Origin of the sequence: Synechococcus sp. 60AY4M2, from assembly GCF_002760375.1 — a bacterium.
In the GTDB taxonomy this organism is placed as follows: domain Bacteria; phylum Cyanobacteriota; class Cyanobacteriia; order Thermostichales; family Thermostichaceae; genus Thermostichus.
Genome location: NZ_AUMZ01000001.1, coordinates 38517 through 64074 on the forward strand (window position 1 = coordinate 38517; position 25558 = coordinate 64074).

Below are 25558 nucleotides of genomic sequence, written 5' to 3' on the forward strand. Positions count from 1 at the left end.
GTCCCAAAATTGTTGTGTTTGTGAGGAGCATGTCCCCAAGACCTTGTCGGAACGGGTGCATGATTGCCTTCGTTGCGGGTCGTGGGACAGAGACTTGAACGCTGCTATCGAGATTTTGAAGCGTGGACTCAGGTCCCCCCGTATACGGGGGGATATAGGGGGGCGGTGGGACTGCCGCTCTCTGGCTGTGGAGGATCCTGGTTTACCAGTCCGTTGAAGCAGCAACTCCGGGAAGTGATTCTCGGAAGCTCCCGTCTACAGCCCGTCAGGGCCTAGCGGGAGAGGATGTCACCTTGGCCGCCCGCGCCGGGGCAGGAGCTAGCTTACAGACAGGGAGTAATCTGACCTCTGTTGGCAGGCGTCGCTTCCTCCCCACGGCTAGCCGCGCTGCGTTTTTCTAAGGAGGGGGAGGCAAGCTCTGTAGAACGCTGTGAACCACCGCTGCCGAGTTGAGAGCCGCTGTCTGAAAAAAAGTTAGGAAATCGGTATCGCTCCCTATGTCGCTAACCGATCGGACCAGCAGACAAGGGATCCCAGCTTCTTGCGCCACCCGTACCACCGCCGCTCCTTCCATTTCCACGACCAGGGCTCCGGTGCGCTCGCGAATTTGATGCCGGAGCTTGGCGTCGGCCACAAATACATCGCCCGTGGCCACCAGGCCTTGGTGGATGACCGGCTGCCGCCCCTGCAGCGGGTGAAGAGGGATCCGCTCCCCTTGGGCCACGATCAGGTCGTAAAGGGCACTATCGGCCTCCGCTAGAGGATGGCGCAACTCAGGGATAAAGTCGATCCCCAAGACAAAGCCTTCGGGCCGTCCGGTGCCGAAATCGTGCTCGATGGCGGCATGGGCCAGCACCACATCCCCCATCTGCAGGTGATCGGCCAAGGCGCCGGCCACGCCGGTAAAGATAATGCCCCGCAAAGGGAAGTGGGCCACCAACAGGGCTGCCGTAGTTGCCGCTCGCACCTTGCCCACCCCCCCTTGAACTACCACCACCGGCTGTCCGGCCAGGGATCCCTGATGGAACTGCCGCCCCAGATGGGTATGGACAGAGTTGATCTCCATTGCTTGGGTGAGCATGGCCACTTCTTCCGGCAGGGCCCCCAAAATGCCGACAGCCTTTTGGGAGGGGTGGGATGGAGTTTCCATAGGGCTTCCCTTAGGTTTTTGAGAATCCTCAGGTTTGAGAGGCGGGCGGGATCCGCTGTCCCCACAGGCCTGGCCATTTGGTGACTTTGAGATCTCCCAGCACCTGCACCTGACAGGCCAAGCGCAGCCCGTTGCCGTCCTGGGCCGCCGCCGTGGACGGGAGTTGGTGGGGTGGCAAAGACAGGCGGGCCCGTTCTCGCCAGCCCATAGGGGAAACAGCCCCTTCGATTTGTACGGCACAGGTGCCCAGACCGCGGCAGTTGAGGATAGGAGCCGGCGGGTTGTAGAGCGGGATCCCGGCTTGCAGCAGCACCTGGCGCAGGTTGGCGCCCGCCTCATAAGCGAGGGTGCGTCCTTGAACGTCAGGCTGGGGCATAGGTAACCTTCCCAACCGCGAACAGTTCTATTCTGGCCTGAGCCGGATCCGGCAGCATGGCAGGTAGGTGGGAGGGCTAGGCAGTATAGTTAAGGTGGTTAGACAGGGAGTAGGGGAAAGACCATGGTCTACAGCGAGCCGCTCATCGACCGTTCTCCAGAAGGTTTTCCAGGCCTGATGGAAGAGCCCCCTCGCTACGTTGAAGTTGTCTCAGCAGTAGTTTCCAGCCTCAAAGAAGATGCCGCCTACGAGAACCACGAGCAGGGCCACACCTGGAAATTCACCTACGGCAGCGTGGAAGTGTTCGTCCACCTGAGCGGCGAATCCCCCGAAGATACCCTGTTGGTGTGGTCTCCCGTTCTCTCTCTGCCGGTGGCGGAGCCGGCTAAGCTCATGCAGAAGCTGCTGGAGAAAAACTGGAGCGAAACTCTGGAAGCCCGTTTTTGCATCTGGAACAACCAAGTGGTGCTAAACCACCACCGCCCTCTGGAAGGGCTCAGCGCTGGCGAGATCTCGCGCGCCATCACCCTTGTGGCCAGCTTGGCCGATGAGTACGATGAGCAGCTCCAGGCTGAGTTTCCCAAAGCTTGATGGGATCCCAGGGCTCTTGGCTGCCCTATCGCGTGGCCGCTGGCGGCTGGCAGATGGAGCAGGACTTTTGGCTTTTGCAGCGGCTGCGCCAGGATCCCAGGCCCTGTTTGCGCTTTTACGGCTGGGATCGGCTTACCCTCTCTCTGGGACGTCACCAGGCCTGGCCAGATCTGCCGCCAGGGATCCCGATGGTGCGCCGGCCCACCGGAGGACGGGCGGTGTTGCACCAGGCGGCGGAAGATGCAGCAGAGCTGACCTACAGCTTGGTGTTGCCCCTCTCTTACCTCCAAGCTCGGCTGCCCAATTTGCGGCGAGCCCAGGTGTACGACTTCTGCTGCCGTTTTTGGGTAGAGGGGCTGGCGGCGCTGGGCATTGAGGTGGATGCTCCCGCTTCTGTCCGCGGCCAAGGTGGCCAGGATCGGGGCTACCGCAACAAAATCAGTTGCTTTGCCGCCCGTACCCGTGCCGATCTAAGCTGGCAGCGCAAAAAGCTGATGGGCAACGCCCAACTGTGGCAACCCTGGGGGATCCTGCAACAGGGATCCCTCCTGTTGCGGCCCAATCCCGAGCTGTGGGAACGGTACCTGCCCGGATCGCAAGTGATTGGCGTGTACGACCTTTGCCCAACAGCGCCGGGGATCCCTGCTTTGATCGAACATTTTCTCCAAATGGCCCAGGAGTGCTTTGAGGTGGAATGGCAAGAAGAAGCCTGGCCCGCACTGCTGGCTTAGTTTCTGGTTTCTAATCAACCATCGAGGGAGCAAGAAATCGCTTGACTCTTGCTGAAAAAGAGTTGTGCAGAAAAATCCGGAAGGCTTTGCAGCTAGACCGAAGAAGATTTTCCCTTGCTTAGAGCTCTAGCCTCTTTCCCCTGCGAAAAGAGGAAAGCCAAGACTCGTCCCAGCGCTATTTTTTGTGTCGACAAACACCAAAGGCAAAGCAGCAAGAGACTGCTACCCTCTCCATCCCCAATAGCTGTGCTAAAACCAAGGCAGCGCTCAGCCAGGTAAGCCATGCCAAAAGTTTGGGCGGCAGTTTTGCTAGGCATTTTCTTACTGCCGCAGCCCGCTTGGGCCATTACCCTCGAGCAAGTGCCCAACCCCCGCCGCAGCTATGGGGGATGGGTTTCCGACACCGCCGACATCCTCAGCAGTAGCACTGAAAACGAGCTAAACCGTCTCCTCACCCAGCTTGAGCAGCGCACCGGTGCCGAGATGGCGGTGGTCACGGTACCCAATACCCAGGGATATGCCACGCCGAAAGCGTTCACCACGCAACTGTTCAACTACTGGGGCATTGGCAAGGCTGGCCAAAACAATGGCGTGTTGTTTCTTATCTCGGTGGGGGATCGGCGGGTAGAAATTGAAACCGGCAGGGGTTTGGCCACCATCCTTCCCGACAGCCGCGTTCAGCAGATTATCGACCAGCAGATCCTGCCCAAGTTTCGCAATAGGGATTTCGATGGCGGCACCTTGGCGGGAGTACGGCAGTTAGCCTCAGTCCTGCAGGGGCAGCCGGTTGCCGAGGTTCCTTCAGCCGCTTCTCAAGCTTCCACTTCTCTTTCCACCGCAGCCGTTCCTCGAGCGGTTGGAACGGGATCCCTGGCTGCCGCTCAAAGCTCACTGGAAGGGATCCTGCTGCTGTTGGGGATCATTATCCTAGGGGTGGGGTGGCAGCGCTCCCGCCAGCCGGTCTATCTTAAGGCCGAGCGGGGAGGAGCAAAAGTCCTGTCCCTGACACGCCGAGAGCAGGGGACAATGGCTGCCCTCTCCTCACTGCAGAGCGATCCCATTCGCTTGTTTCTCTATTCCGGCTCCCTCTGCTTTGGCCTCTTCCTGTTGTCAGCCAGCGGCAACTGGCTGGTACCGGGGCTGCCCTTCCTGGCGGTTGTGGCCGCCGACAGCATCTTGGGCTCGAAGCGTGGGATCCCGTTTCAGCCGGTGGTCTGTCAAAGCTGCGGTCGGCCCATGCGCCCCATCCAGCCGCAAGTTCTGGATAAGCAACTTCCCCCAGCGCATCGCCTGGCCAAAAGCCGCCGCAGAGCCCGCTACTACGGCTGGTTTTGCCCCGCCTGCCAGGGGGTGGCTGTGGTTGTTCGCGAGAATGGATTTTATCGCCACCTTTATTGCCCCCGGTGTCAAGCTCTTACCCTTGACCTCACCACCCAGGTTCTCAGGAAAGCCACTTACACCTCTGAGGGCCTGAAGCTGGAAATCCTAACCTGTTCTATCTGCGGCTACCGCAGCCAGCGAGAGGTTGAGATCCCGAGGCTCAGCAGGGATAGGGACTTTGATAGGGATTCTGATAGAGATTCTGATAGAGATTCTGATAGAGATTCTGATAGGGATTTCGGGGGCGGCAGCAGTAGCGGTGGCGGAGCAGGCGGCAGTTGGTGAGACCCAACTCTAGAGATTTCTCTATCGATTGAACAAGGGGGTTGGGCTTCTCTTAAATCCGCCGGGACAGTACAGTGGTAAGGGAGCAGCGATAGCGATTTGTTAAGGACGAAGATCCCATGACCCTTGCAGAAGGCGTGCAACTGGTTACCTTTGGGGTGCTCTCGGCGATGGCCATCGGCTTTGCCCTGGGAGTGGTTTGGGCCCCCAACATCGTCTATTCCGGCTTTCTATTGGGGGGCGTTTTCTTGAGCATGGCCGGGCTGTACCTCCTCTTGAATGCCGATTTTGTGGCTGCAGCTCAGGTGTTGATCTACGTCGGCGCCGTCAACGTGCTGATCCTGTTCGCCATCATGCTGGTGAACCGGCGCTATACTTTCGCTCCTTTGAAGTTGGGCTGGCTGCGCAATGGGGTGACGGCGGCGGTGTGTTTGGGGCTGTTTGCCCTCCTGACGGCAATGGCCCTGAATACCCCCTGGCAGTTGGAGCCGATCCAGCCCACGAGCAGTGCTTTGGTGATGGGTGGGCATTTCTTTAGCGACTATCTGTTGCCGTTCGAGTTGGCTTCTGTTTTGCTGCTGATGGCGTTGATCGGGGCCATTGTGCTGGCGCGTCGAGAGTTTGTCGTTCCCCAAGCCCAAGAAGGGGATCTCAGCTTGCTGGAGCGGGCCCGGCCACAGCTTGAATCGGAGTCGGAACGCCCAGCAGAGCTGGTGAGCACGCGTTGAAGCTGCCTGCTCTCGGCCATACAGCCCAGCGTTTTCCTGATGCCCCTCTCATCTGTATCCAGTGGAGCCTCTTGTGATGTTGCAACTGCAGTTTTTCTTGGTGGTCGCGGCAATTCTTTTCTGCATCGGCATCTACGGCTTGATCGTCAGTCGCAACGCCATTCGGGTGTTGATGTCGATTGAGCTGATGCTCAACGCCGTCAACCTGAACTTTATGGCTTTCTCCAACTTTGTCGACTCGGGCTTGATTCGCGGCCAAGTGTTTTCGGTATTTGTCATCACCGTGGCGGCTGCCGAGGCGGCAGTGGGCTTGGCCATTGTGTTGGGGATCTACCGCAACCGCGCCACCATCGACATGGAGAGCTTTAACCTGCTCAGGTGGTAGTTGTTTTCTTGATCGATGACTTTCAGGTGCGGCTGGGCAGCGGCGGGCATTGGATCCCAGGGATCAGGGATTCCAGCAGGCCGCTGCAGGCGTCCCAGAGCAGCTCGATCACGTAGTGAAACCCTGCCTCGCCCCCGTAGTAGGGATCCGGAACTTCTTCATCGGTGTGAGAACGACAGTAGCTACAGATTAGGCGTACCTTGTCGGCATATCTTCTCTGGGGATCGAGGCTGAGGATATCGCGGTAATTTTGCCGATCCATGGCCAGGATCAGGTCGAACTCCCGCAGATCCAAAGGATGAATTTGCCGGGCTTGGCCGTGCAGCTCCAGTCCATAGCGCTGGGCAACTTGTCGCATGCGGCGATCTGGGGGACTGCCGAGGTGGTAGGCGGCTGTACCTGCCGAATCGCAGAGGATGTCCCCCTCATGGCCGCTGCTCTGCAGCAGGTGGTTGGTGATCCCTTCGGCAGCGGGAGAACGGCAGATGTTGCCCAGGCACACAAACAGCAGCTTTTGGCTCATGGATCCCTCGACGGCAGTGAACATTTCCCACCGCATTATCTGCGTTTTGCGGCCCAGAGTACAGAAGCAGGCGAGAGGGGATAGGGCCCTCAGGCGGCAGCGGGACAGATTCTTGGCCAGAATGGAGCTAGTTCCCCTGGTGAGATGTCTTATGCCAGATGCCACCCGCTACCCCCACCCGCAGGATGTGGCCAACCTCATTCTCTACTTGCAAACGGAGCTGGCTCTGTTTGAACAATGGGCTGCTCAAGAAGGGATCCCGTCTGCGGCTCTGCGCCCCATCGAGCGCTCCCAAGAGGCTTTGCGGCGAGCTGTAGATCAACTGGAGCTGCGGGAGTGGTACCGCGAACTCACCTATGGCTTTCGGGATCAGTTGGGGCGCCTAGAAGAATGGTTGTAGCTGTCCGGCAGAGCTTTCCAGTGCCAAAATAACGACAACTTTCCCAGGGGCGCCGCTCATGTTGCAGGTTCAGGATCTCTGCTACCACCCGGCAACCCTCCCTCAGCCGATTCTCCGGGATCTCTCCTTTGAGCTGGGCCTGAATCAGTTGGGGCTGATCGTGGGCAAAAGTGGGGCCGGCAAGAGCACCCTGCTGGAAATTTTGGCCGGCTTGGCGCGGCCCACGCGCGGGCGGATTGCCTGGGGAGGAACAGAGCTCTCCCCCCAGCAGTTGCGCAGCATGGCGGGGCTGGTGTTTCAGTTCCCGGAGCGTCACTTTTGTGGCTTGACGGTGCTAGAGGAAATGCGCTTCGGCCACCCGGAGCTGCAACAAAAGGAGATTGAAAACGTTCTCAAACAGGTGGGATTGGAAGGGATCCCTCTGTGCACCTCCCCCAACCATCTCAGTGGCGGACAACAACGGCGCTTGGCCCTGGCGGTACAGCTTATTCGCGGCCCGCTGCTACTGCTGCTGGACGAGCCGACGGCAGGGCTGGACTGGTCGGTGCGGCGGCAGTTGATCGAGCTGCTGGCCCGGCTGAAATCCACCTGGACGGTGTTGGTGGTTTCCCACGACCCAGAGGAGCTATCCTCCATTGCCGATGTGCGGTGGATCTTGCAGGCGGGATCCCTGCAGCCGTTGCCGACAGATGCGCTGCTTCAAAGGTAGCGGCGGGGATCCACCGGCTGGCCGTTGACCCGCACCTCGAAGTGAACGTGGGGGCCGGTGGAGAGGCCGGTGGAGCCGGAAGCGGCAATGGCCTGCCCCCGCTGTACCTGCTGACCCACCCCAACGGCGACGCGGCTGTTGTGGGCGTACAGGGTGGTGATGCCGCCGCCGTGGTTGACAATCACCGTGTAGCCGTAGCCGCCATACCAGCCGGCGTAGATGACGGTGCCCCGGTCTGATGCCCGAACTGGCGTGCCGGTGGGCACACCGAAGTCGATCCCCGCATGGAAGCGGCGGCTTCCGTAGATGGGGTGAACCCGCCAGCCGAAGCCGCTGGTGATTGGCCCGCGCACTGGTGGGATCAACCGGCCTGTCCCCTGAACCGGATCTCTGCCCCCCCGCTGCTGAGCCTGCTGGGCGATCAGTTGCTGGATGAGGATGGTCAACTGTTGGGAATCGGCTTCCAAACGCCGTTGGGCTGCTTCATAGGCGGCGCGCTCGTTGGCCAGGCGGCCCACCAGTTGCTCTTGGGCGGCAGCCTGCTGCTGCAGTTGGTTTTTCTGGGCTGCCAGCTCCTGCAAGATTAAAGAAATCTCGTTGCGCTGCGCTTCCAGGGCGATCCGCTGCTGATCCACCTCCTTGGCCATCACCTGCAGCTCTCGGATCAACTGCCGGTCGGCTTCGATTAGCAATTGCAACTGGTGGCGGCGATCGAAAAACTCGTTGAGGTCGCGGCTGGTGAGCAGCAAAGCCCACCAATGTTCCGCCCCCTGCCGCTGCATGTAGCGCAAGCGGGCGGCCGTGCCCTGCTGCTGCCGTCTCAGGCGGTCTTCCAGCTCTTGGAGCTCCTTCTGCGCTTGCTCTAGCGCCCTCTGGGCCTGTTCCAGACGATATTGGTTGTCGCGAAGGCTAGCTTCTGTCTGTTGGATGTTTTGCCGCAGGGATCCCATGCGGCGACGGGCTTCTTCTTCCGCTTGGCGCAGCTCTCCCAGGCGTCGCTGGGTGCCCCGGATTTGTTGCTGGATCTGTTGCTGCCGCTGTTGCAGTTGGTGGAGATTCTGCGCCTGAGATGGAGCAACCCGCCACAGTCCCCCCAGCACCAGGAGGGCGAGCAACCCGACCATCACCCATGCCTTCAGGCTGTGTGTCCCACAACTGAGCTTGACCACTCCCCACACCCTCGGCAACCAACCTACCGACCCTAAGAATACAAAGATTCGCAAGGACTGATCGAGCCCAATCGCGCTGTTGCCCGCTGTCGTTACTCCAAATCGTTACAAGATACAAGCAAAACGGCTGGGTTATTTTCAATACCAGTAAAACCGTTCATTCCTTCATGACTTCCCCCTCCCTTTGAGAGAGGGGCTGGGGGCGAGGGATCCTCACTGCGGCTAGGTTCGTATCGATCTCCAGATCCCACAGGTCTAATCGGTGCCCAACCTAAACAACCGGCAAGCCAGAGCAACCTCGACACAACATCCAGACAATGGCGATAAACTAGCCGCTCACCTGCCGGCAAAACCTCATGCCAGTAAGATGAAAACGATCAATGCCAACCAGAAAGTTACCTCGTAGAGATGGGCTACCATGCGCCACCTTTCCCCTGAGGGAGCTTCCTCCTCTCCTCTGCCGAGTTCAATGTTGGTTAAGGAGCTAACAAGGCTGCAGATAGCTACTAAAATGAGAGACCAGCGACGCCATGAAAGGATGGGAAAAGTAAGCGCTCCAACGAGTGCTACAAACCCGCAAACAGTTGCCCCTATAAACACCACTTTTGCCTGTTCTTTATTCTATTTTAGCCTTCTTCTCAAAAGGAAATTTGTTATAGCTTGTCATTGTTTTACCGTCGGGCTGTTTGGTTATTTTTAATTGCAATTAAACTTAAAATCAACCCAAGCAAGGTAGAAATCGATGAGAGAGGGCTTTTCCACAGATGGTGTTTGAGGGTTCTGAACAGAGCTTCAGAGAGGGATGGCGGCACCCCTGGCTACTCCATTTGTGGCAGCAGCCCCTGATCGCGGTGATCCGCCTCTCGGCCAGCCCGGCCCAAGCCCTTGAGGGATCCACCCTGGCCATCCGGGCCGGGATCCGCCACATTGAGATCACTCCCCAAGTTCCCCGGTATCTGGAGTTGATTGCCCAACTGCGGCAAGACTACCCGCATTGCTGGGTAGGGGTGGGCACGGTTTTAAATCGGCAGATGGCAGAGCAGGCTTGGCAGGCGGGAGCCCAATTCTATGTTTGCCCCTTTGCGGACGAGAGCATCATCCGCTGGGGTCGGGAAGCAGGGCTGCCCATTGTGCCCGGCGCCCTCACCCCCGGCGAGATCTGGAGGGCCTGGCAGGCCGGGGCAACGGCAGTAAAGGTGTTTCCGGCAGAAAGCCTTGGCGGATCCCGTTACCTGCGCCATCTGCAACCGGTGCTGGGATCCCTGCCTTTGATCCCAACTGGGGGGGTTACCTTGGCCAATGCAGCAGAATATCTGCAGGCAGGGGCCTGGGCTGTCGGCATCGCCGGGGATCTCTTCCCGGCGGAGCTTCTTTCCCAGCAAGGGGTTGATCCAGACAGTTGCCGGCAAGAGCTGGAAAATCGGCTGCGGCAAACGCTACAACAGCTTGCCAGCCAGAGGGTCGCCGCAGCCTGGCCCGAACTTCCGGGTGAACCCCCAGAGTAGGGGGCGCGTTGACGCTCCCCGCACTTGAGTGGGGAGATGGCCGAGCACCCTGGCAGCAAACTTTGGAGGGCGCTGCCCAGCCGCACCCCCGACATCCCTCAGACAAAGAAAGTCCGAGAGTTGCGTCTGATTTCCCTATCACCTTGGCCGCCGCTCCCCTTACATGGGGTTCCTTGACTTCCCCCTTCCAGGGTTTGCAGCGTATTTGCCTGGGGAGGCGTCTTTTATGGCTATCGCAGCGGCACCCTAGCACAGCCAGCAATGTTAGCGCTACAGTACATTGAAGGTTTGTACCACTGGCAAGGGCGACTCAAGTCGTGGGTGGCCGTTCCGCTCCGTACTCAATGGGGCCAGCGAGCCAATTTTGGGTGTGAGTGAGGCCTGCATGGAGGGATTCCTGGATCTGTACCTGGAGCTAAACGTCCCCAGCCCAGTTGAGGAAGCCACTTGGCACCGTTGGTTTGAGGTGTGGCTGCGGGAGCTGGGGGTGACGGATCCCTGCGAGCTCAGCCTTTGCCTCACCTCCGACGAGCACATCCGCCAGCTCAACCGCGAGTTTCGCCACATCGACGCTCCCACCGATGTCCTGGCCTTTGCCGCCGAGGAGACGTCCACCCCTGTCGAGCTGCAGAAGATAACAGGGGTGCGCCTGCTGGGGGATATCGTGATTTCGGTACCCACCGCTTGCGCGCAGGCAAAAGCCCAGGGGCAGCGGCTGTCGCGGGAATTGGCCTGGCTGGCCAGCCACGGCCTGCTGCATCTCTTGGGATGGGATCACCCCGATGAGCTTTCCCTACAGCGCATGCTGCAGCAACAGCACCACCTGCTTGCCGCCATCCAAGAAGACCTGGAGGTGACCCATGGCCAGCAGCCCTAGCCGTTTTCCCCAGCCGCTGCGTTTGGCGGCATTGCGACGGCGAGCCCCTTTCACTTCAGCGCAGGTCGATTCGGCCCATCCCTCCGAGGCACCAGACCCGGGAGCCGAGGCTGACCTCGCGGCGCAGGATCCCTGGCAGCGCCCCCCCTCGTGGCAGGTGGCCACTAGCCTAAGTAAAAGCTTCTACTATGCAGGAAAGGGCCTGCTGTACGCCGCCCGCACCCAGCGCAACTTTCGCATCCACCTGGCTATGGCGGTAGTGGCCTTTGTCTTAGGGTTGGCCCTGCGGCTGAGCGCCGTAGAAATGGCCCTGATCAGCTTGACCAGCGGGATGGTGATGGCCTTGGAGCTGGTGAATACTGCCCTGGAAGCAGTGGTGGATCTGACCCTGGGCAGCCGCTATCACCTGCTGGCAGAAATTGCCAAAGATTGCGCTGCTGGAGCGGTGTTAGTGGCAGCGATGGCGGCTTTGGCTGTGGCAGCTTGGCTGTTTCTCCCCCCCTTGCTGCTGCTGCTGCCAGGGTAGGGACGCCGAAAAAGTTTTGCCCAGCCTCTCAAGGGATCCCATCCCAAACAGGTTTGTGCTGTGGATTCCTGGCTCCCCTCTCCCGCAGGGAAAGGGGTTAAGGGGTGAGGGATAAGGAGGGTCGGGAACTTGAGTGGGAGGGCGGTGTCCTAGTCTGCGAAAGGCCTATACGCCTAAAAGCACGACCCCTTTGTAATCGGGGTGACCAGCTTGACCCAAGGGCCTCCTCTATATTTGGGAATGGATCACCACCCGTCCCCCCTGTCGATCCAAATTCAGGGGTTTGGCCTCTGCTTCGATATCCAGTTGCTCCCAGGCGCCGACCATGGCGCATCCCACCCGTTCTCGCTCCTCCGGGGCGCAGAAGGCTAAAAGCGTGGGGCCAGCCCCGCTGATCACCACCCCATAGGCCCCGGCAGCCAGAGCCGCTGCCTGGACGGTTTTGAAGCCGGTAATCAGCTCCATGCGCGCCGGTTGGTGCAGTCGATCCTGCAAGGCCACCTTCAGCCAGTCCGCCCGCCCCGACTGCAGGCTGCGGATAAGCAGCCCCAGGTGACTGACGGAAAAGACAGCATCCGCCAGGCTGACGGACTTGGGCAGGATCTCGCGGGCCGCCTGGGTAGACAGCTTAAAGTTAGGCACCGCCGCCACTAGGCCGATGCGCTCGTGCCAATCCACCGGGCAAAATACCCATTGCCCCTGCTGCCCCTGCACACAGAGTTGACAGCCGCCCTGGAGGGCGGGCACCACGTTGTCGGGATGGCCTTCAAGGGCAATGGCCAACTGCAGGAGAGTCTCAGGAGCCAGGTTCAGCGATCCAAGAGCATTAGCCCCCAACAGGCCGCCGACAATGGCAGTGGCAGAGCTGCCCAGGCCCCGCGCCAGGGGCACGTTGAGGGTGATCTCAATCTCCACCCCCGGCACCGGCTTGCTTAGCAGCTCGAAAGCACGGCAGAAAGCGCGGTACACCAGGTTGTCCTTGCTCTGGCTGATGTGATCGCTGCCGCGATAGTGGATGCTGAGGCCGGTGGGAATCTCGCGAAATTGGAAGTGGTTGTAGAGCTCCAGGGCTGCACCGATGCAATCGAACCCCGGCCCCAAGTTAGCGGTGGTGGCGGGGACGATCACCTCTACTCGCTCTCTAACCAAGGGGGAAGCTCCTTAGCGAACGGCGGGCAACTCAATACCTGTAAGCCCCCATTATCCTACGAATGGGAGATCTCAGGCTCGCAGGGCCTCGATGGGATCTAGTTGCGCCGCTTGGCGGGCCGGGAAAATGCCGAAAACCACCCCGATCCCCGTCGAGAGGGAAAAGGACACCGCCACCGCCACTGCATCCACGCGGGTGGCCAGGGGGGTGAACACTTGCAGCGCCACCAGCAGGCCGCTGCTGAGGAGGATCCCGGCCACGCCCCCGCTGACGGCAATGAGAATAGCTTCGGTGGCAAACTGCTGCAAAATTTGCCGGCTATCGGCGCCGATCGCCTTGCGCAACCCGATCTCGGAGGTGCGTTCCGACACCGAGATCAGCATCACATTCATGATCCCCACCCCGCCCACCAGCAGCGAGAGGGCCGCCGTGCCGGTCAGCAGCACCCGCAGCAAGGTTAAGATCCTGGCCGCCCCGTCCAGCAACACCTTTTGGTTGCGGACGACGAAGTCATCCTCCCCCACCAGTTGGTGCCGTTGCCGCAGCAAGTTGCGGATCTGGAACTCGGCAGCCGGCAGATCTGCTTCGGAGCGGGCCGAGACGAAGATCGCCGTCAGTTCCAGGCCATAGGGGGAGCGCCGCCCCACAAACCGGTTGGCCACCACATCCACCGGCAAAAACAGGCCGGCATCGCTGTTGCCAAACACCGTTGGCTTAGAACGCAACGTGCCGATTACCTCGAAGGGCAGGTTGTTCAGCAGCACCGTCTCCCCGATGGCGGCAGCGGGATCCAAGCCGAACAGCTCGCGGGCGGCCTCGCTGCCCAGCACCACCACCGGGCGCTGCTCCTCAATATCCGCTGGCAAGAGAAAGCGCCCCTCCTCGATCTCCAAATTCAGCACCGACAAATACTCCGGCCAGGTGCCTGTGGCCTCATAGCGGCGATCCACTCCCCCCCGCACGGCGCGCACATTGACCACAAGACTGGGGACGGCTGCCGACACAGCGGGCACTTCCGCGGCAATTGCCCGTAGATCGTCGAGGGTAATGGGACGGGTGTTGCTGGCGTCCGCCAGGCCCAAGCTGGAAGAAAAGACAATGAGCAAGTTGGTGCCCAAAGAACGGAACTGATCCACGGCCAGCTCCTGGGCAGCATGGCCAAACCCGGCAATGGCCACGACGGCGGCGTTGCCGATGAGGATCCCTAACATGCTTAAACCGGTGCGCAGGCGGTAGCGGCGCACCATTTGCCAGGCCATTCGGGCTGCAATCGGTAGGCTCATGGGTGTGGCTTGATTTGAGCGGTTTCGCTGCGATTTTGCTCTTGTCGGATCAAAGTCTCCAGGTTCACCCCCGGCGGCAGCGCCGTAAAGACCCGATCCCCCGCCCGCAAGCCGGAGAGCACTTGGGTGATCCCGCCCTGGGTGAGGCCTGTTTCCACCGGTCGATAGACGGGCCGCTGGGTTCGCGGATCCAGCAGGATCACTCCCTCTTGGCCCTGCTCCCGCAAGATGGCCACCGAGGGCACCGTGAGCGCCTGAGGCTGCCGCTCCCCGATAAAATCCACCGAGACGTTCATGCCGGTGCGCAAAAAGTCTGCCCCCGCCTCCGGTTCGATCATGACCCGAAAGACGGTGACCTCCCGCACCACCACCGTGGCAGGGGCAATCCGCTTCACCCGCCCCTGCACCACCCGATCCGGATAGGCCAGGGAGCGGATCTCCACCGGCTGCCCCACCCGCACCTGGGCAATCTGCGCCTCCGGCACCTCGGCTCGCACCTCGATCCCCTGGGCCAGCGCCAAGATAGAGCTGGAAGAAGCGGCGGTGGCATCGGAAGCTGCGGTAGTGGGAGTTACAAAGGATCCCACCTCGGCAAAGCGCTGGACAACCACGCCGGAAAAGGGCGCCCGGATCTCGGCCTCAGCCAGGCGAGATTGCCGCTGGGCCAGCTCTGCCTCCGCTTGGGCAATCTGGGCTTGGATCTGCTGCAGCGTTTCTGGGCGGCTACCTGACCGCAATCGCTCCAGCTCCTGTTGAGCCGCTTGCCAGTCCGCCTGCGCCTGTTCCAGGCGGGCCAGGCGTTGATCCAGCTCGCTACGGGCCACCACCCCCTGCTGCACCAGGGTCTGAATCCGCTCCAATTCCCTTTCGGCCAACCTCACTTGCGACCGCGCCGCATCCACCCTGGCCTGGGCCGCCGCGATCACCTGGGGTCGCTCGCCAGCTTGCAGTTCCGCTAGGCGGGCCTGTAGCTCTTGGATGCGGGCTTGGGCTTGGCGAATGCCGCTGGCTAAATCCCCGTAATCCATCCGAGCCAACACTTGCCCTGCCACTACCTCATCTCCCTGATCCACCAGCAGCTCTGCCAGACGACCGGACTCGCGGGGGCTGACATTCACCTGCCGGATCGGCTGCACCTGGCCGCTCACCCGCAGGCGTTGGGCGAGATCTGTCACCTGCACGGGCACCGTTAGCCTCTCCAGGCGCTGGGCCGTCTGTTGCCGGAGCTGACGCTGAACGAGAATGCCGCCGCCCAAGCCGGCTAACAATATCCCCACAAGGATCCAGCCGATGGGCAGTCCTCTGTTGTGGGATCCGGTCTGTGGCAGAGGTTGGTCAGCAGATTTGGCAGGGGTTGGGGATCCCGTCTGGGGCTCATTGGTGCGCAGGATCACAAAAGTCTCTCGCCTTTAACAAGGGCTTTCTCTGTATCCAGCCTATTGAAAAAGGAGAGGGGGTGCAAACGCGGTTTCCCGCATGGCCATTGGGTTCGGACGGCTGGCAAGCTCTGTACAAAAAAAGGGGGGATTGCTACACTGATTAGCTGCCGATAACGCGGGAAAGCCATGAACGCTCGCATCAACGCCGAAGAGATCATCCGCTCCATCGAAGCGGCCCACATGAAGTCGGATCTGCCAGAGATCCATGTTGGCGATCAGGTACGGGTGGGGGTGCGCATTCAAGAGGGCGGCAAAGAGCGGGTGCAGGCCTTTGAAGGCACGGTCATTGCTATGCGTCACTCTGGATGCAACCGCACCATCACGGTGCGCAAGATTTTCCAGGGAATTGGAGTGGAGCGGGTCTTCCTAGTTCACTCGCCGCGCATCGACTCAATCCAGGTGTTGCGGCGTGGCAAGGTGCGGCGGGCCAAGCTGTTCTATCTGCGAAACCGAGTGGGCAAGGCCACTCGCATCAAAGCCAAAACGGATTCTAAAGAAGAAACCCTCTAAGGCTTTGGGCATACCTGCTACACTAGGTAAACTAGGTAAGGGGCTGACCCTTTACTACTCCTGCGTCCTTAGTTCAGTTGGTAGAACGTCGGTCTCCAAAACCGGATGTCGGGGGTTCGAGTCCTCCAGGACGCGTCAGCGGTTCGGCATTTTGAGGTGGCTTGGGGTAGATTCTCAAGCTTAAGCGCCCCGAGCTGCCAATTTTCAGAGAGAAGTCAGGGATCCAAGCCAACCGCTCCAACAAAAATTGGACGAGCCTGTTTAGACTCGCCGCTGCGGCCAAGGAACTTCGGCGGCAGCCGTTCGCAATCGGGCTGAGGGCGCTGCGGAGAGTCTTCCAGTTCCCCGTGAACGAGGATTAAAGAGATAGAGATCCCAACTTTTCCCGGGCCAAACCTAGGACTTCCTCGCTTCCTTCTTGATGCGATCCAACTCTGCCTGTAGCTCAGCAATCTGTTGGCGCAAACGGGCAGCTTCCGAAAGTTCAAGGGCAGTGCCAGTCTTGTCTTCAGCGTCGCCCATGTCGTCAATGTTGATCTTGCGAGGGGCGCCAGCAGACCTTTCCCCCCCCCTACGGTTGGCGTTGGCAGCGATGGCGTCCATGTAGGCCCGCGCCTCTTCGGCGGTCATCGCCCCCCGCTCCACCAATTCATCCACCAAAGCCTGGACCTGCTTGCGCAGCTCCAGCAGACGGCTGTTGGCTCTCCCGGCCACCTTTGCAGCATTGTCTGCCACCACCGCGGCCAAACCCATGCCGAAGTAGAAAGCCTTCTGAGCAAAGTTGGCGAGGGGGTTGTCTGTCTCGGCCATACAGGTGTGCGCTGCCAGGGCAGAGGTAAAACTTGGAAGAGGGCGACCCGGGTTGACGCGCCTGCTCAGAGCATCCCGTAGTGCTGCTATCTTCCGATCCTGACACGGTTTGGGCGTCGGAGCTGCACGGACCCAGGTCTTCCAGTAGCCTAACATTTTTCCTCTCTGCCCCGCTCGGCTTTCTGGAGGTGATCTCAGATCTTCTCCCCCTGTAGACGGCGGGAGGGGGCAGAGTACAGCGCGAGCCTTCCCGTCTTGCAAGGTAAACCTAAGGGGTTTCCGGCGGCTCCAGATAAACTGGGATCCGCTCCACAACGGTATCGCTGCGCCGCACCTCTTGTCCCTGGGCTTGGGGAATAGCCACCGGCAAGGTAACCGGTTGGGCAACGAAACAACTGGCCACCGGCAGAGCCTGCTCCAGTTCGTCGAGAGGGCGCGGGATCACAGCCACCGCGTTCAGCTCGCCGATGCGCTCTGCCTCGTACATGCCGGCATCGATGGCGATGGCCACGTTGGCCACCGTGCCCCGAATGATGGCCGTACACAGGCCGTCGCCAATGGTCTCGTAGGCGGCCAGTTGCACATCCGCCGTTTTCAGCATTGTGTCGGCGGCCCCTACCATAGCCGGAAAGCCGCGGGTTTCCAGCAGGCCCACGGCCAAGTTGCTGAGGCGGCTGTAGCCGCGGTTTTGTGCCAGTTGAGACAGCTTGCTGCTGACGGGCAGCACCGCCTCCAAGTTAGGCAAAGGCCGTGGAATGACCAAACTGGAGATCTCCTCTTGCTCAAACTGGCGGGCCACCTCGATCCCCTCCTCGATGGCAATGCGCACATCGGCAATCCCTCCCCGTACGATTGCCGTGCAGTAGCCTCCTGAGATCTTCTCAAAGCCGATCAGCGTCACCCCCGCCGACTTGGTCATGGCGTCGGCAATGCGCACAATGACCGGAAAGCTGCGTGTCTGAATAAGGCCCAAAGAGGTGGACATAGCACCCTACTTCTTTATGCCAGTGTAGCCCTCAAGACTGGCCACCCCCAGAGGATAGGATCTGCCGGTAAGGATAGATCTTGCCCAGCAGCCGATCCAGCTCCGAATAGCCCGGGATCCCATTTAGCTTGCGGGTCTTAGGGGATCTCGAGTTCTCTTGGGTTTGCTCAGCCGCCTCCTGCCAACGACGGGTTTGCTTTTCCACCTGGGCCAGCGGCGAGTCGGGGGGAGAGGGAGGGGTCGGCTCAGGCAAGGTTTCCTCAGGGGGTTCTATCGGCTCTTGCGGGGCCGCCGCCGACACGGGCTCTGCCTCGCTAGCCATGCCCACCTCCGCCTCTTGCCTGCTGGGATAGGTGGGATCCCCGACCAGCGAGCGGGGAGGGATCACCGCCTGGCTGAGCACTGAACAGTTGAGCAGCGTGGTTTCCGAGCCGATACAGGCGTTTTTGCCGATGGTGCCCTGCCCGATCACCAGCACCCCCATTCCCAAGGTGGCCCCCGCCTCCACGACGAGGGATCCCCCGCAGGCGTGCAGGATGGATCCCATGCCAATACAGACGCCTCGCCCGATCTCGATGCGACAGCCGGGGTTGGCCCGCAACAGCACTCCCGCTGCAATGCCTGCCCCTGCCTCCACCTGCACCTCGCCACTGACATAGTAGCGAGTTTCGCCGTTCTGGCTGGGCCAGGAGCGCAGCGTTGTAGAGGTGGGCAGAGGCAAAGCCAAGGTGCTCCTCATCGCTAGGAGGTCGGATCAAAACCAACCTTGAACCGACAGTGATCAGAGAACAGGCGGATCCCTCAAGGGGTTTGGATGATCTGCTCCAGCACCCGTCGTTTGGCTTTGGGGTCGATGCCCAGCAGGCGCACATACTCGCCGCGATGCTCCTCCAGGCAGGCTTCCAGAGCCGCCACCACCTGGGGCAGCTGGGTGGCCTCGATAGGGCTGCAGCTCTGCCAAGAGGAGGTGCGAAAACGCCGCTTGTCCGCATGTTCGGTGCCGATGCGGTAGCCCTGGCTGAGCAATTGCTGCACCTGTGCCACCACCTCGCTGCTGAGTCGGGTGCTGGCAGGAACGGTGGAAACAGGAGTAGCCGCCGGGGATCCCTGGGCTGCAGGGGCAGGCGACTTGCCGCCGGGGGTTTGAATGACGCGCTCGTAAACCCGCTTTTTCCCCTTGGGATCGATCCCCAACAGGCGCACGTAGTGGCCTTGGTGCTCCGCCAAAGCAGCCGTCAGCTCGGCCAACACCTCCGGCCCGCGGCTGGCGCGAATGGTCGGCCCGGTCTGCCAAGAGGAGGTTTTGAAGCGGCGCTCGTCAGCATATTCGTAGCCGATGCGATAGCCCTGGGCCAGCAGCCGATGTACCTCTTCCTGTAACTCCAGGTCGAGGCCAGCAGCGCTCCCTCCCAGCTTGCCCCCCTCTGCGGGCGAGGCTGTCCCGCCGCTGCTGCTCATCTGGGGCGTTTGAATCACCTTCTCCAGCACCCGCCGTTTGGCCTTGGGATCGATTCCCAGCAGGCGCACATACTCTCCCGTATGTTCGGCCAAGGCCGCCTGCACAGCCGCCAGGATCTCTTGGGCCGAGCCGCTCCAATTGCCCAAAGTCTGCCAGGAAGAGGTGCGGTAGCGGCGGACATCGGCCACCTCCAGGCCGACGCGATACCCCTGCGCCAATAGCGCCCGGATCTCCTCCTCCAAGCTGGCGTCAGGGCGCGGATTGGCTGCGCCGGAACCTGGGGCCGTAACCGAGACGTGGCTGGGGGATCCAGAAACGGTCGCCGGCCCCTCCGGGGTTTGGATGATCTGCTCCAACACCCGTCGTTTCGCCTTGGGGTCGATCCCCAACAGGCGCACGTATTCGCCGCGGTGCTCCGCCAAAATAGCCCCCAGCGATTGCATGACCTCGGCCTCGCGGGTGCTGGTGATCGGGCTTTCGCTCTGCCAGGAAGAGGTACGGAAGCGGCGGGCATCGGCATATTCCAGCCCTACCCGATAGCCTTGGGCCAACAGGGCGCGAACTTGCTCCACCACCTCCGGCTTGAGAAGGGATCCGCCGCCGTTCCGGCCGTCGGCGCGAGAGGAGGAATGAGTCATGGATGCCGTCTCCGTAGCCGTTGGGTTAGAGGTGCGCGACCGCAGAAGTTCGTTGCGAATGGGAGCAATACAGACCAGGTTTTCGCTGCAGTGATAGCCTTCCAGCAGAGCCTGGTTGATGCCGATCACATGTTGGGCAAACTTGGCATCGCTATCCTGCACATCGGGCAGCCGATCCGCCTCAGCTTGCGTGGTGATGATGGAGCCGGAGGGCACATACTTGCCCGGCGGGATCTCCACATCCTGGATCAAGCAGTGCAACATGACGATGCAGCCATCCCCCACCCGCGCGTTGAACACCGTGGAGCGGAAGCCGATAAAGCAGTTGTTGCCCACATAGGCTGGCCCGTGGATCAAGGCCATGTGGGCAATGGAGGTGTTCTTGCCAATCCACACGGAGTAGGGTTGGCCATCTTCCCCAATGACCCGCCCTTGCTCCAGGCCGTGGATTACCACCCCATCCTGGACGTTGGAGCCGTCGCCAATGTAAAAGGGAGAGCCCTCATCCGCACGGATGGAAGTTCCTGGGGCAATCAGCACCTGGGCGCCCACGCGCACATCCCCGATGAGATTGGAAAAGGAATGCACGTAGGCAGAGGGATGGATGGTCGGCTCCGCCAGGCGGCGAGACCAGGGCGTTGGCGGCGCAGCATAGGTGTGAGCAGGCATAACCGTGAGCCTCTAGAACACGTCAGAGAGAGGAAGGAGGGATCCCAGCTAGCGTTGGTCGCGCTTGTTGTAGAGGGAGCGACCGCCGATGCTGACGGTATCGATGATCGCCATCACCACTGCATCCAGCGGACGGGTTTCGTTTCCCTGCGGCTGGCGAGCTGCGCTGCCCTGGCTGACCAGCACCCACTCCTCGGCGCCGGCCCCCACCGGATCGGCAGCTACAGCGTAGTCGGGCTGCGGTCGGCCCTCGAGATCGACATACTGCACCACCAGAAACTTCACGCCTGTCAGGCTGGGATCCTTCTGGGTGCTGGTAACAGTGCCCCGCACAATCGCGATACGCATCTAGGGACGGGTGAAGGGACGGATGGCGTTGACCCCTTCGCGGAACTGAGCCACATCCTCGGTGTAGCGAATGGGCAACACGTACTCTAGGTTTTCGTGGGGACGGGCGATGATGTGCCAGGAGAGCAACTGGCCGCCATTGACCCGCTTCACCGACTCGATCCCGGCGGCCACCGAGGCCTGCACCTCGGAGACATCGCCCCGTACGATCACGGTGACGCGCCCGCTGCTGATTTTTTCATAACCCACCAGGGTGACGCGCGCGGCCTTTACCATGGCGTCGGCAGCTTCCACCACTGCCGGGAAGCCCAGGGTTTCGATCATTCCGACTGCAATAGCCATAGGGACTCCTTACGCTGAAATTGTGGAGGGGGTTGGAACCTGTCCAGATTTTCTGGATCGGGTCAATTCCAGGCTAAGTGCAACTACTCAGTTAGGTACGAAACTGCTCCACTGCCTCCGTGTAGCGGATGGGCAGCACAAACTCCAGGTTTTCGTGGGGACGGGCGATGATGTGGTGGGAGAGGATCTCGCCCCCACTCACCCGTTTGGCAGACTCCAAGCCAGCGGCCACCGAGGCCTGCACCTCGGAGACATCGCCCCGTACGATCACGGTGACGCGCCCGCTGCCAATTTTTTCGTAACCCACTAGGGTGACGCGCGCGGCCTTTACCATGGCGTCGGCAGCTTCCACTACTGCCGGGAACCCGCGGGTTTCGATCATTCCGACTGCAATAGGCATATCAACTCTCCACTTTTGAACACTCAGTTCCTGAACGTTGCCGAACCCAGCAATAAGGCCAATCGATCTCCAAATTGATCTCGCCTATTGGGTTCGATCCTGCAATTTCCCTCGAACTCATCCAAGAGATCCTCTGCCCAACCCTCAGTGGACAGCTCTTCTCGGCAACACCTACTCCAGCCACCACAGACCTCCCCCTGGAGAGAAGGCCGTGCCCAACCCCCGACCTCAGACTCAATCAGACGGAGGCCAGAAAAGGTTGTGGGAGCCATCCGGGTTAACCACAACTGTCGCTCAGGCGGGCAAAGCTGCCAACTCCAGGCCAAGTCCCCATCTTTCTTGCACAAAATCGATCATACAAAATCGACGAGGACGCCCCAGAGAAGGGATCCCCCGACTCAACAAAATGATATCCCCATTCAATCCTGGACGAAAATCAATATTTTTAATTAGCACGATAGCTTTTTATTAAGAGAGACAAAATTGTTATCAACTCAAAAATAATTCTTGACATCTTTTCAGCTTTTGCCGTTATCGGCGCAGCGAGGGGGGCACTTCCAAGTCATGGGCTTCCATGAGGTCGGGTTGGCTCATCAGATGGGCCGGGGATCCCTGGGCGCAAATCCGGCCTTGATCTAAGAGGATCACCCGATCGCACACTTCCAGGATCAGTTCCAGATCGTGGGAAGCGAGCAGAAAGGTGTGCGTTGCTTGCAACAAAAAGGCGATTAGCCGGCGACGGGCGCGCAGATCCAGGTTGGCAGTCGGCTCATCGTAGAGTACCAACTGCGGCTGCATTGCCAGGATCCCGGCGATCGCGACCATGCGTTTTTCACCGCCGGAGAGATGATGGGGGGGACAGTTGGCCAAATTCAGGGTGCCGGTCATCGCCAGGGTTGCTTGGACCACAGCCGCGACCTCTGTCTCAGAACGTCCCAGGTTGCGCGGCCCAAAGGCTACATCCTCGGCCACCGAGGCGGCAAACAGTTGATCGTCGGGATCCTGAAACACCAGCCCCACCTCAGGGCGAAACTGGCCAGGCTGGAGCGGCTGCCCAAACAAAGTGATCTGGCCGGAACAGGGGGGCAACAGGCCAGCGAGGGCCAGGAACAGGGTGGTTTTGCCGGCGCCATTGGGGCCAATGATTCCTAGGCGCTGCCCGGCCTCAACCCGTAGATCCAGCCCTTGCAGCACCGGCGGACAACCGGGATAGGCGACCCACAACTGTTTGACCTCCACCGCCGGCGCTGTGTTCATGGCAGCAAGCTCATCCCAGGGCTAGCGCTGCTCCCAATGCTTCCAGCGCTTCTGGGTGGCGGCAGGGGTGAGCTGCAGGGTGGGTACGCTGGGGCTGGTCAGGTCGATCTGGAGAATTTCGTCGGGTGTACACTCGCAGTGGCGGCGCAGATCCCGCATTTGGTTGAGGGTTTGAATTTGCAGAGGCAGGCGGTCAGAAATCGGCCCCAGATAGACGTTGCCCAGCTCAGTGTGGAGCGTGATTCCCTCTCCCGACTGCCAATCTACGGTCTCGATCTGGATCTCAGCCTGTTGCAGGGCTTCGAGCAACAAGGCCCATTGCTCGGGCGCGTGGTTCTCCCAGCCCAGCAACTCCAGCTCAGGCCAGGAAAGGGAGGATCCGCTGTGGCGTCGAAAGGGATCGGGGGGCAGCCAATGGCCTTGCCGATCCACCCAGCCTGTCTGGTCGCCCCGACGGGCGCGCGCGACCAGTTGCCGTTCCCGCACCTGGACGATCACCCCCACCGGCAGCAGCCGCCGCTGTACCTGGACGCTTTCGATGGGAGAAGGGCGGGCCGGGGATGCCAGCAAGGCTCTTTCCAACACAGCCGGCTGCACCTGCCAGAGGTTCATTGGATAGGTCAGAGGCAGTTGCTCCCGGATCCAGTCGGGGTCGACCCAGTAGCTGCCCTTTACCTGAATTTGCTCCGGCCGGCGAATTTGCCAGTAGGGCTGCTGCAGGCCCAACACCAGCAGCGTCAGAACGCCCATCGAGCTGGCCAAGCGCCAGGATCCCTGCCAAAAGCGCTTGCGCCGTTGCTGACGCAAAAGTCGCCTGCGTTGCAGAAGTTGGTCGCGCGTGGGAGAAGCCAGAGGTACCATTAGCCCTCCCTCAAGCCAAAGGGGAGCATTCCATGCTCCTATTCAACTCGCGATCTCCTCGACCTGATCCGCCCGCAGCCAAATTGGAGGGGTGGGAACAGCCCCAAACTTAATCTGGAGGTAGTCGTCCTTGATATCCACCACTTCTCCAGGAGTTTCGAAGACGTAGTTGGGAATCAAAGGGTCGCTGGCCTGGGCTTCCAGGCTGCCTTGCAGTTTCTCGCGGATGGCCCGCACCAAAGTGCCTCGCTTAATCGCCATTGCCCCTCCTTCGATAGCCGTTGTATCCTGTGCCGCCAATAAGCCGGGTCCAGCCTACTTGCGCTTCAGGCTGCGGGCCATGTTGCGAAACATGTCCATGTCAGATCCCCCCTGGCGGCGTGAGCCTGCTCCACTGCTGCTGTTTGAGGTGGAAGAGCTTTGCTCAGGGGCTTTGGCCTGTTCTACGGCCAACTTAACTTTGCTTAGGGAAGAAACCTGCTCCACCACCTCCACCTTCTCCGTAGAGCCGAAATCCTGGAAGGTGTGCTTCACGATCCTAGGAGTGCGCATGTATTCGATGTTGCCAAGGGTTTTGGCCTCATCTGGGTCGAGAAAGAAGGTGTTGTCTTTCTTTTTGGCCGGCTGAGCAGCCGTCCCTGATGAAGGTTTGGAATCTGCCTGACCACGAGAGCCGAAAAAGCGCCTGAAGATGCCCACCATTGGTGTCTTGCCTGCAATGCGAAGAAAGTTGAGCCGGATCCCTAGACGTCGGGTCAGCCAGCCGCAGCTAGAAAGGTGACGGCTGAGCCCGGCTATGAAATCATGTTAAGCCAACTCAGGATAACATGCTCCCTGGCTGCAGGACGGCTTTCTCGGCCACATGTTCAACTCTCGGAGGCTCTGCCAGGGGAGGACCTTCGACCCTAGGCAAGTAGTCTGGCCAAGGGCAGCGAGCACATCCTCAGTCACGGCTCTTTAGTAAGTTTGGGGATCCCAATGACTGGCCAATGTACAGTTTTTTTGCTGGAAAATCCGTGTTGGCTCCCTTTTTGAGCTATGGCTTGACTCTTCACAATCAGTATGGGCAAGCAGTGTTAAGCCCGATCCCAGGAGGGGCAAACTATGACCATTCGATCCATCGTTGAAGAAGTCTTGCAAACTCGCCACTTTACCTCAGAACACGAGAGCCTAATCTACCGCCTGTTGTGCGATCGGTGTTTTGACGAGGCCGATTTGAAGGCATTGGCTTACCTGAGCGACGCTATGGTTCAGGGAATTGTTCAGCACTAGCCTCGGGATCCCTAAATAATTACAGGCGGCACTCCGGATGCCCGTCTTACGGAGAGGGCCCAAAAACTTTTGGGATCCCTTCCTCTGCGAAACCCTTTAGGCTCAAGAAGCTTCTGAGATCATCTCCAGAAGTGCGAGCGAAATTACCTGGCAGGCGTTGGGGAGCAAGCGTTACCCCTCTGCCTGCGAGGTGTAATGTATGGCAACCCTGAGCGGACTGCCTAAATTCAAGGCTGTGCCGATGCAGCGAGCCAAGATTTGAATGTTTTGCTTTTGCTCCGCCGATTCTAAAATCCTGGTAGAGGCCTTGCTCGGGCTGGCGATGGACGAATACCGGCTGTTCATCTTAAGCAAGCTCTCAATTTTGTTCAGCGGGTTGATATCTTATACGCGACTTGGAAAGTAATTGGAGAACAGCAAAAGAAATACCGCATCGTTCTTTGCTTAAAGACTAGAGCGGCTTGTCCCTCTCCCGCATCGGCGACCCTACGGATTTTGGCCGGCAAGGCACTCCCAGTTTTTCAAAGATGGCCGGTTTTCTCTCCGAGATCCCACGGGCGAAGGATCGCCGCCTTGCGGTGAGAGCATGCCTCTAACCCCCAAAACCCTGAACTTTGCTGAATTTACTGAGCTTTAGGCGGTTTGGCAAAAGTCATTGAGAGGGATATAGTAGACCAAGTTTCCCCCTGATCCTTGAGTCCACCGCAACGGTTGCCGGGAAGTGAAGGGGGAAAGCGCTCGGGGGGTATTCCTCAGGGCTTTGCGGGATACCGCCTTCCTGCTCAGAGATAGGCAGGATG

General features: G+C 60.1%; 30 protein-coding genes, 1 tRNA gene and 1 other RNA gene. 13 read left to right on the forward strand and 19 right to left on the reverse strand.

Features of this window, described 5'->3' with window-relative positions:
• Nucleotides 1-397: 397 nt before the first annotated feature.
• Together SYN60AY4M2_RS00145 and SYN60AY4M2_RS00150 are read right to left on the reverse strand one after the other, a co-directional pair.
• Nucleotides 398-1150, reverse strand: a complete 753-nt coding sequence (locus SYN60AY4M2_RS00145; protein WP_099812049.1) for a 5'-methylthioadenosine/adenosylhomocysteine nucleosidase — start codon at nt 1148-1150, stop codon at nt 398-400.
• Nucleotides 1151-1178: 28 nt separating this feature from the next.
• Entirely contained in the window at nt 1179-1526 is a 348-nt protein-coding gene (locus tag SYN60AY4M2_RS00150; protein ID WP_099812050.1) for a (2Fe-2S)-binding protein, read from the reverse strand.
• Between the two features lie 123 nt (nt 1527-1649).
• Between SYN60AY4M2_RS00150 and SYN60AY4M2_RS00155 the strand changes: the two genes are divergently transcribed.
• From SYN60AY4M2_RS00155 to nuoK, 5 genes are all read left to right on the forward strand, one after another.
• Nucleotides 1650-2117 (forward strand): YbjN domain-containing protein, encoded by a 468-nt coding sequence (locus tag SYN60AY4M2_RS00155; RefSeq protein ID WP_099812051.1) that lies wholly within the window; start codon nt 1650-1652, stop codon nt 2115-2117.
• Nucleotides 2117-2848, forward strand: coding sequence for a ligase (locus tag SYN60AY4M2_RS00160; protein ID WP_099812052.1), 732 nt, complete (start codon nt 2117-2119; stop codon nt 2846-2848). Before SYN60AY4M2_RS00155 ends, SYN60AY4M2_RS00160 begins: the two co-directional genes overlap by 1 nt.
• A 282-nt stretch (nt 2849-3130) precedes the next feature.
• The gene (locus SYN60AY4M2_RS00165; RefSeq protein ID WP_099812053.1) at nt 3131-4513 is read left to right on the forward strand and encodes a TPM domain-containing protein; all 1383 of its coding nucleotides are present in this window, start codon (nt 3131-3133) and stop codon (nt 4511-4513) included.
• Between the two features lie 119 nt (nt 4514-4632).
• Nucleotides 4633-5241, forward strand: a complete 609-nt coding sequence (locus SYN60AY4M2_RS00170) for an NADH-quinone oxidoreductase subunit J (protein WP_011430469.1) — start codon at nt 4633-4635, stop codon at nt 5239-5241.
• Nucleotides 5242-5320: 79 nt separating this feature from the next.
• Complete coding sequence (gene nuoK, locus SYN60AY4M2_RS00175) at nt 5321-5626, forward strand: NADH-quinone oxidoreductase subunit NuoK (protein ID WP_041439067.1); 306 nt, start codon at nt 5321-5323, stop codon at nt 5624-5626.
• A gap of 22 nt (nt 5627-5648) precedes the next feature.
• On the opposite strand, the gene SYN60AY4M2_RS00180 is transcribed toward nuoK, so the two are convergent.
• Nucleotides 5649-6149 (reverse strand): low molecular weight protein-tyrosine-phosphatase, encoded by a 501-nt coding sequence (locus SYN60AY4M2_RS00180; RefSeq protein WP_011430467.1) that lies wholly within the window; start codon nt 6147-6149, stop codon nt 5649-5651.
• Between the two features lie 151 nt (nt 6150-6300).
• On the opposite strand from SYN60AY4M2_RS00180, the gene SYN60AY4M2_RS00185 reads away from it, so the two are divergent.
• Together SYN60AY4M2_RS00185 and SYN60AY4M2_RS00190 are read left to right on the forward strand one after the other, a co-directional pair.
• Nucleotides 6301-6549: a hypothetical protein gene (locus tag SYN60AY4M2_RS00185; RefSeq protein WP_011430466.1), complete on the forward strand. Its 249-nt coding sequence runs from the start codon at nt 6301-6303 to the stop codon at nt 6547-6549.
• 58 nt (nt 6550-6607) lie between these two features.
• The gene (locus SYN60AY4M2_RS00190) at nt 6608-7258 is read left to right on the forward strand and encodes an ABC transporter ATP-binding protein (RefSeq protein WP_011430465.1); all 651 of its coding nucleotides are present in this window, start codon (nt 6608-6610) and stop codon (nt 7256-7258) included.
• On the opposite strand, the gene SYN60AY4M2_RS00195 is transcribed toward SYN60AY4M2_RS00190, so the two are convergent.
• Nucleotides 7249-8382, reverse strand: a complete 1134-nt coding sequence (locus SYN60AY4M2_RS00195) for a M23 family metallopeptidase (RefSeq protein ID WP_071813517.1) — start codon at nt 8380-8382, stop codon at nt 7249-7251. The genes SYN60AY4M2_RS00190 and SYN60AY4M2_RS00195 overlap by 10 nt on opposite strands.
• Nucleotides 8383-9254: 872 nt before the next feature.
• On the opposite strand from SYN60AY4M2_RS00195, the gene eda reads away from it, so the two are divergent.
• The 3 genes from eda (at nt 9255) to SYN60AY4M2_RS00210 (ending at nt 11335) form a co-directional block, all read left to right on the forward strand.
• On the forward strand, nt 9255-9932 hold the full coding sequence (gene eda, locus SYN60AY4M2_RS00200; RefSeq protein ID WP_240527647.1) for a bifunctional 4-hydroxy-2-oxoglutarate aldolase/2-dehydro-3-deoxy-phosphogluconate aldolase: 678 nt from the start codon (nt 9255-9257) through the stop codon (nt 9930-9932).
• 385 nt (nt 9933-10317) lie between these two features.
• Entirely contained in the window at nt 10318-10809 is a 492-nt protein-coding gene (gene ybeY, locus SYN60AY4M2_RS00205) for an rRNA maturation RNase YbeY (protein WP_041438372.1), read from the forward strand.
• Nucleotides 10793-11335: a diacylglycerol kinase family protein gene (locus SYN60AY4M2_RS00210; RefSeq protein WP_099812054.1), complete on the forward strand. Its 543-nt coding sequence runs from the start codon at nt 10793-10795 to the stop codon at nt 11333-11335. Before ybeY ends, SYN60AY4M2_RS00210 begins: the two co-directional genes overlap by 17 nt.
• Before the next feature lie 228 nt (nt 11336-11563).
• On the opposite strand, the gene thrB is transcribed toward SYN60AY4M2_RS00210, so the two are convergent.
• The 3 genes from thrB to SYN60AY4M2_RS00225 all read right to left on the reverse strand — a co-directional run bounded on the left by thrB (nt 11564) and on the right by SYN60AY4M2_RS00225 (nt 15162).
• Nucleotides 11564-12484: a homoserine kinase gene (gene thrB / locus SYN60AY4M2_RS00215; RefSeq protein WP_011430460.1), complete on the reverse strand. Its 921-nt coding sequence runs from the start codon at nt 12482-12484 to the stop codon at nt 11564-11566.
• Between the two features lie 72 nt (nt 12485-12556).
• Nucleotides 12557-13744, reverse strand: a complete 1188-nt coding sequence (locus SYN60AY4M2_RS00220) for an ABC transporter permease (RefSeq protein ID WP_240527648.1) — start codon at nt 13742-13744, stop codon at nt 12557-12559.
• 20 nt (nt 13745-13764) lie between these two features.
• Nucleotides 13765-15162 carry an efflux RND transporter periplasmic adaptor subunit gene (locus tag SYN60AY4M2_RS00225; protein WP_011430458.1) on the reverse strand — a complete coding sequence of 466 codons (1398 nt, stop codon included), beginning with the start codon at nt 15160-15162 and terminating at the stop codon, nt 13765-13767.
• Nucleotides 15163-15333: 171 nt separating this feature from the next.
• Between SYN60AY4M2_RS00225 and rplS the strand changes: the two genes are divergently transcribed.
• Nucleotides 15334-15717 (forward strand): 50S ribosomal protein L19, encoded by a 384-nt coding sequence (gene rplS / locus SYN60AY4M2_RS00230; RefSeq protein WP_011430457.1) that lies wholly within the window; start codon nt 15334-15336, stop codon nt 15715-15717.
• 62 nt (nt 15718-15779) lie between these two features.
• A tRNA-Trp gene (locus tag SYN60AY4M2_RS00235) sits at nt 15780-15852 on the forward strand.
• Nucleotides 15853-16113: 261 nt separating this feature from the next.
• Here SYN60AY4M2_RS00235 and SYN60AY4M2_RS00240 read toward each other — a convergent pair.
• The 12 genes from SYN60AY4M2_RS00240 to SYN60AY4M2_RS00295 form a co-directional block, all read right to left on the reverse strand.
• Nucleotides 16114-16527: a hypothetical protein gene (locus tag SYN60AY4M2_RS00240; RefSeq protein ID WP_011430456.1), complete on the reverse strand. Its 414-nt coding sequence runs from the start codon at nt 16525-16527 to the stop codon at nt 16114-16116.
• 41 nt (nt 16528-16568) lie between these two features.
• An RNA gene (ffs, locus tag SYN60AY4M2_RS00245) (signal recognition particle sRNA small type) lies at nt 16569-16666 on the reverse strand.
• Between the two features lie 129 nt (nt 16667-16795).
• Entirely contained in the window at nt 16796-17512 is a 717-nt protein-coding gene (locus SYN60AY4M2_RS00250; protein ID WP_099812055.1) for a BMC domain-containing protein, read from the reverse strand.
• A 31-nt stretch (nt 17513-17543) separates the two neighbouring features.
• Nucleotides 17544-18239 (reverse strand): hypothetical protein, encoded by a 696-nt coding sequence (locus SYN60AY4M2_RS00255; RefSeq protein ID WP_228375217.1) that lies wholly within the window; start codon nt 18237-18239, stop codon nt 17544-17546.
• Between the two features lie 74 nt (nt 18240-18313).
• Nucleotides 18314-20278 carry a ribulose bisphosphate carboxylase small subunit gene (locus SYN60AY4M2_RS00260; RefSeq protein WP_099812057.1) on the reverse strand — a complete coding sequence of 655 codons (1965 nt, stop codon included), beginning with the start codon at nt 20276-20278 and terminating at the stop codon, nt 18314-18316.
• A 48-nt stretch (nt 20279-20326) separates the two neighbouring features.
• Nucleotides 20327-20626 (reverse strand): EutN/CcmL family microcompartment protein, encoded by a 300-nt coding sequence (locus SYN60AY4M2_RS00265; protein WP_011430452.1) that lies wholly within the window; start codon nt 20624-20626, stop codon nt 20327-20329.
• Nucleotides 20627-20968: a carbon dioxide-concentrating mechanism protein CcmK gene (locus SYN60AY4M2_RS00270; protein ID WP_011430451.1), complete on the reverse strand. Its 342-nt coding sequence runs from the start codon at nt 20966-20968 to the stop codon at nt 20627-20629.
• Between the two features lie 91 nt (nt 20969-21059).
• On the reverse strand, nt 21060-21368 hold the full coding sequence (locus SYN60AY4M2_RS00275; RefSeq protein ID WP_011430450.1) for a carbon dioxide-concentrating mechanism protein CcmK: 309 nt from the start codon (nt 21366-21368) through the stop codon (nt 21060-21062).
• 531 nt (nt 21369-21899) lie between these two features.
• Nucleotides 21900-22625, reverse strand: a complete 726-nt coding sequence (locus tag SYN60AY4M2_RS00280; RefSeq protein ID WP_011430448.1) for an ABC transporter ATP-binding protein — start codon at nt 22623-22625, stop codon at nt 21900-21902.
• 21 nt (nt 22626-22646) lie between these two features.
• A complete protein-coding gene (locus tag SYN60AY4M2_RS00285; RefSeq protein ID WP_011430447.1) occupies nt 22647-23486 on the reverse strand; it encodes an FtsQ-type POTRA domain-containing protein in 840 nt (279 codons plus the stop codon).
• A gap of 42 nt (nt 23487-23528) precedes the next feature.
• Complete coding sequence (locus SYN60AY4M2_RS00290; protein WP_011430446.1) at nt 23529-23747, reverse strand: NAD(P)H-quinone oxidoreductase subunit O; 219 nt, start codon at nt 23745-23747, stop codon at nt 23529-23531.
• A 54-nt stretch (nt 23748-23801) separates the two neighbouring features.
• The gene (locus tag SYN60AY4M2_RS00295; protein ID WP_011430445.1) at nt 23802-24188 is read right to left on the reverse strand and encodes a hypothetical protein; all 387 of its coding nucleotides are present in this window, start codon (nt 24186-24188) and stop codon (nt 23802-23804) included.
• Nucleotides 24189-24590: 402 nt separating this feature from the next.
• Between SYN60AY4M2_RS00295 and SYN60AY4M2_RS13965 the strand changes: the two genes are divergently transcribed.
• Complete coding sequence (locus tag SYN60AY4M2_RS13965; RefSeq protein ID WP_011430444.1) at nt 24591-24758, forward strand: hypothetical protein; 168 nt, start codon at nt 24591-24593, stop codon at nt 24756-24758.
• Nucleotides 24759-25558: the final 800 nt, after the last annotated feature.